Genomic DNA, 12,708 nt, shown 5'->3' with positions numbered 1-12,708 from the left:
TACCGCTGGTGCGGCTACGCCGAAGCCCTCGGTGGCAGCCGGAGAGCCCAGCGCGGCCTCTGCAAAGCCCTGGGCAAACCCGTGGACGGCTGGAAGAGCGCCGCTGCCGCCGAAGCCTACCGCTGCCTGCTGCACACCGACGGCCGCGAAGTGAAAGATGCCAAAAACGAAAACTTCGCACGCCACGGCCTCAGCACCGAAACCGCCCGCTCCGTGCTAGCCGAGATAGGCAAGCTCAGCACCGCCGAACTCATACGCCTGCGCGTGCGCTACTTCACCGACGGCCTCGCTCTCGGCAGTAAAGAATTCGTCGAAGGCATCTTCGAGTCCCAGCGCGAACTCTTTGGCCCCAGACGCAAAAGCGGAGCCCGCCGCCTCGCAGAATCCTCCGCGCCCTTCTACACCCTGCGTCAGCTTCGGGTGCGATCAGTGGGATAGTCCCCAGTTCACGGACGAACAGCAGCAGAATCACCAGCCCCGGCCACCGCAGCTACAATTGGCGACTTGGCAGGTTGCCCCTGCAAAAACAACACCACTCCGCGCGCGATGCCATCGGCCAGCCGCTCACGATACTCGGCCTGCTTGATCAAAACCGACTCGCTGGCACTGGTAATGAATCCGCATTCCACCAACACTGCAGGGCAGACCGCCCGCGCCACCACGGCATAGTCACGTGCTTTGGTGCCTCGGTTTCCCGCCTTGGTCGTGCTGCACACCAGCCTCTGGACCACACCAGCAAACTCAGCACTCGCTGACGGACTCTCTTTCTTGGACAGAGCCTCGGCGGACACCAGTTGCCGTGCCGACAAGGGTGTGGTCGCTGCAAAATACGTCTCAATCCCCTCCGCATCGCTGCCCTCCCCGTCCGTGTTGAGATGCACGCTCACAAAGGCATCCGCTTTATATCGCGAGGTAAAGGCAGCTCTTTCATCCAGAGTCAGGTAGCTGTCATCCTGGCGTGTCATCACCACCCTTACGCCTGCCTTTTCCAGCGCCTGCTTCAGCCGTTTGGCGATGTCGAGACTGAGTTTTTTTTCAATCACACCATGAGACACCGCCCCGCCGTCATGCCCGCCATGTCCGGCATCAACTACCACCAAGGGCGCCGTTTCAGACCAGATTGAGTCATGCGGCAAAGTCTCCGAGGCCAGCCTCTGCTGCTGCCAAACCAGACAAAAAAACCCTCCTGCCAGAGCCGCAAATGCAGCTGCGGCCTGCAGGCCCGAAATAATGGAGAAACAAAATTTCAAAAAATTATTTGGTTATTTAAAATATTTATTTGAATTAACAATCGGATTTTCTACAATAACTAGATGAAGACGTCATGCCTTGCCACCCGTGTGCTGAGTTCTCTCGTCCTAACTTGGAGCGTCGCATGGGCAGTGCCAGCATCGGCACAGGTTTCCAATACCTACACACTCCCCCCTCCACCTGGCTACCCGGCACCAGGCACTGGCTTGGCTCTAAGGCAGCCCTCCACCAAGGCCAGCCGCCAGTCTGCGGCTGCCATTCAGGCTCCCGTCACTCATCCTCAGTACCAAGGCACCTATCCCCCGCCTCCTGACTTCACCTACCCGCCGCCAGCTGGCTATGGCATGAATCAGCCTCCCGCTGCCCCAAAGACGACATCCACAAAGGGTAAATCCAGCTCAAAGCCCACCGCCACCAAACCCGCAGGCCCACCTCCTCCACCCAAAGTCTATGGTCCCACCGGCGACCTGACCAACCAGGTCGAAAAACTGCGCGATAGCGACAAGGTCCAAAACCTCCGCATCGGCGCCTTGGAGCGTGATGTCAGCAGCATCAAGCGCAGCGGCAAAGGCGGCTCACGCTACGATGGTGGCAGCGATCTCGCGGCCTACACCACCTACATCTCTCGTCCCGGAGACACCCTCTGGAGCATCGCCACCAAGCACCGCGTCAGCGTGGGTGAGATCCAGCAGCTCAACCGCATGACAGGAGAAGACGTCAGCGTCGGCCAGACTCTCCTCATCCCCTCCCCTCACCGCACCCCGGAAACTACGACGGCCAGCTACACCCCCATGACTCCCGGTGGTGCTTCAGCCGCTCCACCTACAGCGGCCACGACCACCACCGTGGTCACCGCACCGCTTTATTACACGGTTAAAAGGGGGGACAGCCTCAAGGGCATCGCCCTCAAGCACAAGACCACCCCTGTTGCTCTCGCCACCGCCAACAAGATCAAGGACGTCAACAAGATCACTGTCGGCCAGCGCCTCAAGATCCCCGGCCGCACCACCAAGGTCACCGTAGCCGCTAAGACAAAAGCTCCTCGCAACGCCCCTTCCTCCGACACCGTTCCTCTGCCTGGCTTCGGCACCACCGGGGGCCCGCCCCCACCTGCAGCCGGTCTGGGCGCAGCTCCTCCGCCTCCAGCTGCCGGACTCTCCCCTACGCCGTCCGCGCCATCTCCGGCTTCGCCAGCACCTGCTCCCAAGGCCCCTGACCTGTCAGACTCGCATCGTGGCATCCTCGCCTATCGCGTGGACCGCACAGACACCATCGAGAGTATCGCCACCCAGTTCACCACCACGCCGGATCACATTCGCGAAATGAACCGCCTGGCCCCCGGCTCCATGCTCAAGCCCGGAGACGAAATCATGGTTCCTGCCATGGGTGCAGTCTCACTGAAAAACTAGACCGGTTCTAGAAAAAAGAAGGTCCGATTGGATCAACTGGCGCAGCGGCGGCTTGAAATCACGCCTTCACATAGTCCCGCATCTCATAGAGCTTGGGGTCACGCACCGGCTGGGTTCGCGAGGCCTTGGCACGCTTCATCATCTGTGAAAACAGGGCGTCTCCTGCCTCGCCCTCATCCATGCCGCCAAACTGCTCCTCCAGCTTTTCAGGATCTTCTCCGGCCTCCAGGCGGCGCACCATTTCACGCAATTCAGGCGGGGTTTTGTCTCCCATCATCTCAGTCATCTTGCGCATAAAGCGGCCGAGCTGGCGCGGATCTGGGTTCTGCTCGTCCATGCCACCCATTTCACGCTCCATGTCCTCCATGAAGCTCTCCATCTTGGACTCATCCACACCGGCAAACGGGTCATCTGCCGTGTCCTCTTTGGCCTTGCCAATCACGGCAAACGGAGAAACCCGCCGCTCCATCTTGAGCCCCTCACCATCCGGACACACCGGCAGTTTGTCGCGGTAGGCCAGGGTGCGGGCCAGGAAGGAATACAGCTTGTTATTGTCTGGGCAGTAGAACTCGTAGATCGGCATGGTTGGGACAAAAATGGGAGCCGCTTAACATAACCACCGTCTTCCCCCGCTCAAGCACCTCATTTTGAGCCTCTCTCCGTAAATCTTTACTTGGCAGCCCCGCAATTCATCGGCACTCCATGCGCAGTGCCTGCCATCTTCACTCCCTCCGATCATTTCCGCGAGCTCTCGCGCACCGAGATCTTCCCCGACACCTCCCGCCCTCTGGAGGTGGACTTGGGCTGTGGAGATGGCACCTTTATCACAGGCATGGCCGCCCACCACCCCGAGCGCGATTTCCTCGGCGTGGAGCGCATGCTTGGCCGCGTCGTCAAAACCTCCCGCAAGATCGAGCAGCAGCAGCTTCACAATGCCCGCATCATGCGCCTGGAAAGCGCCTACACCGTCGGCTGGCTGCTGCCCACCGCCAGCGTCTCACGCCTGCACCTGCTCTGCCCCGACCCCTGGCCCAAGAAGGGTCACGCCCCACGCCGCCTCGTCAATCAGGCCGAGTTCCTCGACGGCCTGTTCCGCATCCTGGTGGATGGCGGCGAGTTTCTGCTCAAAACCGACGACCAGCCCTACTTCGAGGACGCCCTCGCCAGCTTTTCCGCACGCGAGCACCAGTTCACCCGCCTCGACTGGCCTGCAGACGCCTTCTTCTATCCCACCACGGACTTCGAGCAGGACTGGCTCAACATGGGCCGCACCATTCATCGTGCGAGATGGCGCAGAATCGGACGTTAAAATGCGTCCATGTTCCGCCGCAGCCTCTTCCTTGCCCTGATCTTCTCCCTCGGCACCAGCTTTGCCGAGGAAACCCGCACCCGCGTCGCCCTCGCAGGAGATTCCACCGTCACCGACAAAGCCGGCTGGGGTGCCGCCTTTGCCAAGCTCCTCGGCCCCAAGGCCGAATGCCTGAACTTCGCCGGCGGCGGCCAGAGCTCAAAAAGCTTCCGCGACAGCGGCAACTGGAAGAAAGTCATCGATTCCAAGCCCGCCTACGTGCTCATCCAGTTCGGCCACAACGACATGCCCGGCAAAGGCCCCAAACGCGAAACCGACCCCGCCACCACCTACCCGGAAAACCTCACCCGCTTCATCCAGGAAGCCCGCGCCATCGGCGCCAAACCCATCCTCGTCACCTCCCTGGCCCGCCGCACTTTTGATAACGGAAAAATCCGCGGCGAACTCAAGCCCTGGGCCGACGCCGCCACCGAGGTGGCGGCCGAGCAAAAAGTCCCGCTCGTGGACCTCTTCACGCGCAGCGTCGAGCTCCACAACCGGCTCGGAATTGCTGAATCCGACACATTTAACCCGCCTGGAAAGGATTTAAAAACCACAGATCACACCCACCTCAACGCCCACGGCGCCGAGGTGATCGCCGGCATCATCGCCGAAGAACTCCGCAAAGTGGCCCCCGATCTCGCCCAACTTCTCAAGTAAGCCCCCCCGCAACGGTTCTTGGCTCTGGCGGCAATTCCGTCTATGATCAGGCTGTGAAGTTATCAGGTCAGTTGCATAGGCTGAGGTGCCTCATTGGGGCTCTGACGGCATTGGCGTTGAATGCAGATGCACAGAATGCTCTGAAGCCCTGGGCTGCGCGTGAGACCAAGCTGGCCAACGAATATCTCTCGCTGCTGGTGCAGCAGCCTGAATACGGACGCGTGCTAGACCTGCTGTGGACTCTTTATGAAAAGCATGACGCGACCAAGCTCCTCGTGGAAAACGTCTCGCAACAGGCGCAAAAATCGAAGTTTGCGGCGGTCAAAATCGTCGAGGCTCATCTTATCCGCCGCAGCGGCGATCTGAAAAAAGCCGCACAACTTTACGACGAACTGCTCAAAACCGATCCGAAAAATCTGATCGTGCTGAAATCCCGCGCCGAAGTGGCACGCGAGATGGCGGATTCAGCCACGGCATTCACCTTGCTTAAAAAGGCGGCCGAGCTCATGCCGCAGGATGATCCGCAGGGCCCACCGATGTGGATCGAGCTCGGCGGCATGGCCATGGCTGGTGGTAAAAACGCCGATGCAGCAGATGCCTTTGAGCGCGCGGCCAAGCTTAATCCGCAGGATATTGACCTGGCAAGGCAAGTGGCACAACTGCTTCTGCAAGCAGGCTTTCCTGATCGTGCCGCCAGTTTCTTCTCGAAGCTGGCAGACCAGAAGGACCCACAGCGCAAACTCGACGCGCTCTATGATCTGGCGCGCATCTATGAGCATGCGGATCAGTTCGCCAAGGCGGACAAGGCGCTCACCGACGGGCTGGCGCTGCTGCATTTTCGAGACGGACGTTATCTTGATTTTTTCCGCAGAAGAGTGCGTCTGCACGAACGATTCGGATTGCTGGACGACCTCCGCAAAACATTGGTGGAAGCGGCCCGAAACACCCCACCTTCAGAACAGGCGCTGCTGGATGCCACACGTTTCTTTGAGCTGACCGTGGAGCCGGATGAGCAGCTACGCTGGCTGAGGGCTCTGGTGCAGGCAGTGCCACAACTGGAAGACTACCGCTGGGAACTGGTGCGCACGCTGCTGGATCATGAAGGTGCGGCAGAGGCCGCCAAGCTGCTGGACGAACGGCTGAAAAACGATGGAAGCGACCTGACCGCGCTGGTGCTTTTGCGCTGCGAGGCGGATCTGCGTGGCGGATCGACCGAAAATGCCAGAGCGCGTCTCTTGAAGCTCCTCGAAGCACAAAATTCTCCGGATGTCGAAAAGCAGGTGCTGAGCTTTGCCCAGGCAAGAGCACTGGATGCGGTGATCGAAAAAATCCTGCGCTCACGAGTGGAGCGTGATCCACAAAAAGCAGAGGCTGTCTTTGAGCTTGCCGCTTTTTTCAGGGCGCGGAGGGATCTTGCCGCAGAGGACAAACTGCTGCGCAGTTTCACCGAAAGTGCAACCACCCAGGAGGAACGGCAGAAGCGCCTGGGAGATGCCTCAAGCTTTCTCGCCGCAAGCAACAACATTGACAGTGCCATCATGCTGGCACGAGAGGCCGTCTCCAAGCCGGGCGCAGGACGTGATGCCTGGCTGCATCTGGCTGAACTGCTGGCCGAGCAGGGGGAGAATGACGAAGCCGCCGACTGGATCGAAAAAGCCTGGCATGCGAGCCTCACTGACGATGAGCGCGTGGACGTGGATGAGCGGATGCTTTCCGTGCTCATGGGAGACACCAAAGCGGCGGCCAAACCGGCGGCCAGTGGTGAATTCAAGCTTCCGGATGCCTTCACGGGGATGAATTTCGCGAGCGATGAAAATGAGGGCCCCAAGCATGAAAAGCTTCCGGAGAGGGTGATGGAGTTTGCGCGCACGGGCATTTCGTCAGCCAAAAAGACCGAGTCTAAATCCGAGAAGTCGCAGGCCTTGCGGTTTCGTGGCTTCTGGTGGGCGACGCGCACGAGGCAGTTTGACGCTGCCTATGAACTGCTGACCGCCCTGGAGTTTGATCCGCAGACCGAAAAGCCTCAGAGGGTTTCACTGGCGGTGGAGCAGTTGAAGCTGGACCTGGCGCAGGATGATGAAAACTTTGCCCTGCTGGAGAGACAGCTGCGCCGGCTGTCGGAACTGGATCCAGCAGGAAAGGTGAGATACACGCTGCGTCTGGCAGAGCAGCTGATGGAATCTGAGCGCCGAGCGGACTCCGAGACCAGCAGCCCTGGATGGAAGAGCACCAATCCCATCCACCCGCCGGGAGTCACGGCAGCCAAACTGCTGGAAAGCGTGTACCGCGAATATCCAGACTCCGGCCAGCTGCTTTCTGCGCTGACCCAAATTTACTTCCTGCAGCGCCGTGCAGACGATGCACTGGCCTTGTGGAAGCAGGCGGTGAAACGTGCGGAGGGTCCATCCGCCATTCCGCTGCTGGAAAACTATGCGGACATTCTGCTGCGGCAGCACCGGATCTCCGATCACGTGGAAGTGCAGGCGCAGATCCTGGAACGCGAGACCGATGTGAAGCGCCGGCGTGAGGTTCTGCGCCGCTGCATTGACCGGCTGACATTCTCGGACTCCAGTGGTGGTGAACTGGCTCCCACAGTGGCGCGCGACAGGCTCAAAATGCTGGAGCGAGCTCTGCTGGAACGGGTGCAGCGGCATCCGTTTGACGGATTTTACCACGAGGCGCTGGCGCAGGTGTATGAGCGAGGCGGAGATCATGTAAAGGCGTTTGCGAGCATGAAGCAGGCGTATTACACCGCGCCAGACACGCCATTCTCACTGGACCAGCTGCGTGATGCGGCACTGAAGGTGGCGGATCTGAAATCGGCGATCTACTTCCAGAAACAGATCGCCGCCGTGGCACCTCCAAAGGAAGTCGCTGCGGAGTCGCGCCGGCTGGTGGAACTGCTGGAGCAGACCTTTCAGATCACGGAGGCAGACCGTGTGCGGCGGCGGCTGGAGAGCCGTTTTTCACAGGATGTCACAGCGCTGGAGGAGCTGGCCAAGTATTACCAAAGCTCCGGCCAGGATGAAGCTGAACGCCGTGTCTATGAGCAGATGACCCAGGTGCGCGGATGGGACAGCCGTGCCAGGCTGCGCCTGGCTCTGAAATGCCTGCGATTTGCGGATGAAGCCGAGGCGGAAAAGCAGCTGCAGGCGGTGCTGGCCCAGCCTGCAAAAGCGCGCGGCTATGCGATCAGCGGTGCACGCGCTCCGCTGCCGCTGACGGACAACCGACGCACGGGCACAGGGGTGATGACAGGCGATCTTGTCTCGCTTCTGGATTTTGCCCCCGGCCTGGAGCGCAAAGAAATGGACGCCCTCCGCGCTTATCTGGGACAACCGCGAGCGGAATTTGCCGAACTGCCTGAAGATGCTGCGCTGGTGCGCCTGCGAGCCATTGAAGAAATAGCACGGCTGCGCAGAAACAAAGGCGGTGATGCCTTGCATCAATGGATCGAACGATGGACTGCCGAGACGCAGGCGAACGTGGTGGAAAAACTGTGGGCGCTCTTTTATGCAGGCGCAGGCAGGGAATTCCGTGCTGTGCTCAAGGAGGTGCTTCCTGAGCCTGAAAGTTTTGAGGAAAAATTCGCCCTGTTGTGGCTGATATTGCGAAGCCATGGCATGGACGACGCCCTGGTCTGGGCTGGCGAGAAAGGATGGCCGGCCGAGGTGATGCGCGAGCGCGCCACGCTGCTGCAGGCCTGCGTGTCGATGCTCATGGATCTGAACGAATACCGCTTTGAGAAAGGCAGCCTGTCTAAGCTGGGGCTCAGCCGGCTGCTGCGCAATTCCTCCCTGGTAGAGCTGACAAGAAAACTGCAGGACAAACAACGCTACGACGAGGCGCTGGCCCTGGGTTCCTGTCTGCCGGTCAACACGCCTGAAATGGAGACTGAATACTCGCTCTTTTTAGCCCGTATCGCTGAAAGCGCCGAACGCTGGGACCTGGCGCAGCATTACCTGGAGATCGCAGTGCGCGGCCCAGTGACGGCTGAGAACTACCGCTCGACATACGATCCCTTCCTTCTCAGCCTCACCTCTCTAAGCCGGATCACCAGCTCTGCTCAGCAGAGGGAGGAATCCCTGCGCGGAGCATGGCGCAAGCTGCAACGCACCCAGCCGTCTGCGATGACCACTTTGCGCCAGTCCGCCATCGCGGGTCTGGCAGGTGCTGGGCAAACTGGGGCTGATATTTTGGGAAGATATCTGTCCGGCCCCTTCCTGGCCCAGCGCGAACTTTCTGACAGCAAAGGCAGCATGCTGCCGCAGAGTTCATCGCGCTACGAGGAGCCGCCCCATCTGCGCAGCCTGTGGGAGGAGACCAAGGAGATCCAGGCGCTGCTGACACAGCAGGGCCTGGGCACTGTGGCCCGGGGCGCCAACAGCACGATTTCAAAACACTACGAGGCGTCCATGCTGGGACCGCGTTCGGATTCCGAATTTGGTGAATGGCGGATTAATGAACTGCTGGGCAAGCTACGTGGTGAGGATTATCCCACACGGAGACGTCTCATCAGGGAACACATCGCAGCAGTGGATCTGCGGACCGAGCATTCGGTGGACACACTCGGGAACCTGGGAAGCCGCCTGGAAAGCGCCGGCATGATGCGCGAGGCCATCGATCTCTATGCCATGCTGCCGGACCGGGCGCCGTCTAATCCGGACTACGCGCTGTGGCTGCTGCGCGTTTGTGAGACCTCAATGGAAGTCGAGCCAGGGCTGAGCTTTTCCCTCAAGCTGCTGCTGGCCGAACCTCCTCTCAAACCGCCACAACCAGGAGATGATACGCTGCGTGAAAAGCATGCCCTTTTTCTTGCCCGAAGCTTCAACCTGGACGAGCTGCGCCGTCAGGGATTCCGCGAACAGTTCTCCCAGGTGCTGGAGAGGCGACGGCCGCATGAGGCCTCCTATCTGCGGGAGCTGGGACTGCTGCTAGAACGCATGCAGGACGACAAGGCCGCCCTATCTGCCTGGGACAGGCTGCATGCCGCCTATGTGGCGAATGATCAGGCGGGCACCGATATCGACATCGAAGCCGCCCTGCATCGTGCCCAGATTCAAAAACGGCTTGGGCATCCGCAAGCTGCGCTCAAAGTTTTGAGTGAGGTGCCCATGACAGATCCGCTGGCTTCTGTGGCGCAGGAGGTGCTGCAGCTGCGCTGCGAGATAGCGAGCGAAACGGAGGCCTGGGATGACGTGCGTGATCTCATGACCCTATGCGTGGAGCGCAAGTCCCTGCCCTGCGTCGTGGCGCTGGCGACGGGCCTGCGCACCCATAACCGGACCACTGAGGCACTGAACCTGCTGACCCAGGCGGACCGCACCATCAAAGGCGACCATGAACGTTTTGTCCTGAGACTGGAGCAGCTCAAGGTACTGGCCGACGGAACCGACTGGACACCCGAGCATGGGCGTGCGCAGATCGCAGCATTGTTTCGCACCTCGACTCGTGACGAGGACACTCTCAAAAACATGCATGCGTGGCTCAGGAAGCTGGCGGCGGGCAGGCAGGCCACGAACTGGGCCACGCTTCTGCGCACCGAAGCACGAGCCGGGGCGGACCGTCCGCTGGCGGCTCTGGCGCTGAGCGCCTTTGCGGCCACTGTGCCGGAGGAGGCCCACCTGGACTTCATGAGCGCCTGGCAGAAAGTGGAGGAAAAAGACAGGACATGCATCGAACAAGCCGCCAAGGTCATGCTGGAGGCCGGCCGTGCAGCCTGGGCCAGAGATGCCTGCGAAATTGTCTCCTCGATTCCCACGCTGCGCGAACAGGGTCGCAAGCTGCCCCTGGCTGTGCGCGTGGCGCATGCACTTGGAGATGAAGCCACGGTGCAGGAATTATTCAGCGAGACGCTCCGTCTCACCAGCCCCGGCGGCGCACAAACCATTGAATGGGTGCGTGCCTTTGAAGAAACGGGGCATGCCAGCCTGGCGCGGGAGCTGCTGAACGCTGCCCTGCAGCATCTGGAGGAGACCTCGGCACTGCAGCCGGAGCTGTTTGCAGAACAGGCCCGGTTTCTCATCCGGCAGCGTGAATTTGAAGCATCAGAGTCTTTCCTGATGCGGATGACATGGGCGATGCCAGCCGAGGCGGCCAGGCTCATCTTTGAACTTTATGATGCCTGGGGCAAACTAACAGAAGTCGAATCCGAGCTTCCCAAGTTCCGCCTGCCAGGAGGAGTGGTTCACGAAATTTTGTTTCTATCAAGACAACGCCAAAAAATCCCCAGCCCGCATTCATGAACACCCGCTTTAGATTCTTATCATGCCTGTGCGTCGGCCTCATGCTATGCCAATGCTCCAGCAATGAAAAAAAGAAGGTGGATAGTGCCGATCTCCCCCTGGCCAAACGTGCCACCTCCGGCCCAGACATGAGCAAGCGCAGCCGGTATGAAAAGTACATGAATGATCCCAAAATGGGAAGAAGCAGCGCAGGATCGTACTTTCAAAAGCAGGCGCACAATTCGAAAACCTTCAGCGGAGCCAGCTCCTATGCAGGGCAGAAGGAGTTCAAGACCAGCCAGAGCATTTTTGGCAAATCCAAAGCCCCTGGCATGAACATGACCTATAAACTGGGGGACAAGCAGTCCCCGGCCATGAAAAGCACTTTCAAAGCGGATGCATCCCGCTTTGGCAGCCAGCAGGCCAAGGAGGCAAACTCTGTCTTCAGCGGAGCTGACAGCCGCTTCGGAACCAGTTCAGCGCTGACACGTTCACAGAGCATCGGCAGGGCGCCAAAAATCATTGAAAACTACAATGACAGAGGCGGGAAAAAGAGCGCCTATTCCGAGGATGAAGTGAAACGGCTGCTGAACAGAAACTGACCCGTGTCAATTTGATGGCTGTGCTTGCAGGGTCGCGTGCGCATGCTTATGCAAACGCATGCGCATCCTCCACACCGCAGACTGGCATCTGGGCGCACGACTCATAGAGCGTGACCGCCTGGCCGACCATGCCGTGTTTTGCGACTGGCTGATCGAGACGCTGCATGAGGAGAAGATTGATGCGCTGCTGCTGAGCGGGGATGTCTTTGACTCTGCGAACCCACCGCAGGATGCGGTGGGGCTGTATTTTGACTTTCTCAAGCGGCTGGCGGATCTGAAGACTGTGAAGGCAGTGATCACCGGAGGAAATCACGACTCCGCCTCCCATCTGAACGCACCACGTGAGCTGCTGAAGCGCTTTGAGGTGCATGTGTTTGGGCAGGCGGGTGAGAATGTGGTGGACCTGGGAGGTGCCGTGGTGGCGGCGGTGCCGTTTCTGCGTGAGCGTGATCTGAGACAGGCCACCAGCGGTGAAGCCATGACCGAAGTGCAGGCGCAGGTGCGTGCTGCGATCCAGGGACATTATGCTTCACAGCTGAATACGTGCCGCGCAGCGGCGGGCAAGAGGCCTGTGATTGCGATGGGCCACCTGACAGTGCTGGGCGCGACTACGTGTGACAGCGAGCGAGACATCCACATTGGCAATCTGGGTGCGGTAGGAGCGGATGTGTTTGCCGGGTTTGATTACACAGCCCTGGGGCATCTGCACCGGCCGCAGAAGGTCGCGGGCATGGAAACGGTGAGGTACAGCGGCTCGCCGATAGCGCTGAGCTTTTCCGAGGCCGGAGACAAGAAATCTGTCGTGATCCTAGACACGCAAGGGGAGGGCATGGACATCCGGATCGCACCCATTCCGACATCGCGTCTGCTCACCCGAGTGAATGTCAGCAGGGCCAGTCTCACGGAGGACTTGGCGAGTGTACCAGAGGCCAGCTGGGCGGAGGTGACGGTGAAGCTGGATGCGCCTGAGGCAGATCTGGACCGGCAGGTGCGAGAGGCTGCAGGCGGACGCTTTGAGGTGCTGAAAGTGCTGGCGGATCTGCCGCCAAGTCAGATGCAGAGCTGGCAGCATACCGGCCCGGCTCTGAATGAACTCCAGCCACGTGAGGTCTTCCGTGAACTGATCAAGGAAAAGCAGATCGCCGGTGAGGAGCTGTGTGCGGTGTTTGATGAGCTGCTGGCGATCCGGGAACAAAAACTCACCGCTTAATTCC

At 59.9% G+C, this 12,708-nt stretch carries 8 protein-coding genes and 1 pseudogene; 7 read left to right on the top strand and 2 right to left on the bottom strand.

What is annotated here, in order from left to right:
• Positions 1–438: pseudogene (locus HNQ65_RS21795) on the top strand (hypothetical protein); the annotation flags it as partial.
• 8 nt (positions 439–446) lie between these two features.
• Here the strand turns inward: HNQ65_RS21795 and HNQ65_RS21790 are convergent.
• The gene (locus HNQ65_RS21790; protein WP_343076580.1) at positions 447–1,097 is read right to left on the bottom strand and encodes an N-acetylmuramoyl-L-alanine amidase; all 651 of its coding nucleotides are present in this window, start codon (positions 1,095–1,097) and stop codon (positions 447–449) included.
• Between the two features lie 216 nt (positions 1,098–1,313).
• Here HNQ65_RS21790 and HNQ65_RS21785 point away from each other — a divergent pair, with 216 nt between their 5' ends.
• A complete protein-coding gene (locus tag HNQ65_RS21785; protein ID WP_184343003.1) occupies positions 1,314–2,660 on the top strand; it encodes a LysM peptidoglycan-binding domain-containing protein in 1,347 nt (448 codons plus the stop codon).
• A gap of 58 nt (positions 2,661–2,718) precedes the next feature.
• Here the strand turns inward: HNQ65_RS21785 and HNQ65_RS21780 are convergent, their stop codons facing one another.
• Positions 2,719–3,243 (bottom strand): FmdB family zinc ribbon protein, encoded by a 525-nt coding sequence (locus HNQ65_RS21780; RefSeq protein WP_184343000.1) that lies wholly within the window; start codon positions 3,241–3,243, stop codon positions 2,719–2,721.
• A gap of 126 nt (positions 3,244–3,369) precedes the next feature.
• Between HNQ65_RS21780 and trmB the strand changes: the two genes are divergently transcribed.
• The 5 genes from trmB to HNQ65_RS21755 all read left to right on the top strand — a co-directional run bounded on the left by trmB (position 3,370) and on the right by HNQ65_RS21755 (position 12,704).
• A complete protein-coding gene (gene trmB, locus HNQ65_RS21775) occupies positions 3,370–3,969 on the top strand; it encodes a tRNA (guanosine(46)-N7)-methyltransferase TrmB (RefSeq protein WP_343076577.1) in 600 nt (199 codons plus the stop codon).
• Between the two features lie 9 nt (positions 3,970–3,978).
• On the top strand, positions 3,979–4,668 hold the full coding sequence (locus HNQ65_RS21770) for a rhamnogalacturonan acetylesterase (protein ID WP_184342995.1): 690 nt from the start codon (positions 3,979–3,981) through the stop codon (positions 4,666–4,668).
• Positions 4,669–4,784: 116 nt separating this feature from the next.
• Positions 4,785–10,913, top strand: a complete 6,129-nt coding sequence (locus HNQ65_RS21765) for a tetratricopeptide repeat protein (protein WP_184342993.1) — start codon at positions 4,785–4,787, stop codon at positions 10,911–10,913.
• 41 nt (positions 10,914–10,954) lie between these two features.
• Positions 10,955–11,494, top strand: coding sequence for a hypothetical protein (locus tag HNQ65_RS21760; RefSeq protein ID WP_184342990.1), 540 nt, complete (start codon positions 10,955–10,957; stop codon positions 11,492–11,494).
• 58 nt (positions 11,495–11,552) lie between these two features.
• On the top strand, positions 11,553–12,704 hold the full coding sequence (locus HNQ65_RS21755) for an exonuclease SbcCD subunit D C-terminal domain-containing protein (protein ID WP_184342988.1): 1,152 nt from the start codon (positions 11,553–11,555) through the stop codon (positions 12,702–12,704).
• Positions 12,705–12,708: the final 4 nt, after the last annotated feature.

It is taken from the genome of Prosthecobacter vanneervenii (assembly GCF_014203095.1).
In the GTDB taxonomy this organism is placed as follows: Bacteria; Verrucomicrobiota; Verrucomicrobiia; order Verrucomicrobiales; family Verrucomicrobiaceae; genus Prosthecobacter; species Prosthecobacter vanneervenii.
The sequence above is the reverse complement of the archived record's forward strand: the minus strand, read 5'-3'. Positions and strand labels throughout refer to the sequence as shown.

Bases quoted from the DNA above. Each gene is read 5' to 3' on its own strand.
- HNQ65_RS21755 (WP_184342988.1), top strand. From the start codon at position 11,553: ATGCGCATCCTCCACACCGCAGACTGGCATCTGGGCGCACGACTCATA.
- HNQ65_RS21770 (WP_184342995.1), top strand. From the start codon at position 3,979: ATGTTCCGCCGCAGCCTCTTCCTTGCCCTGATCTTCTCCCTCGGCACC.
- HNQ65_RS21780 (WP_184343000.1), bottom strand. From the start codon at position 3,243: ATGCCGATCTACGAGTTCTACTGCCCAGACAATAACAAGCTGTATTCC.
- HNQ65_RS21785 (WP_184343003.1), top strand. From the start codon at position 1,314: ATGAAGACGTCATGCCTTGCCACCCGTGTGCTGAGTTCTCTCGTCCTA.
- HNQ65_RS21760 (WP_184342990.1), top strand. From the start codon at position 10,955: ATGCTATGCCAATGCTCCAGCAATGAAAAAAAGAAGGTGGATAGTGCC.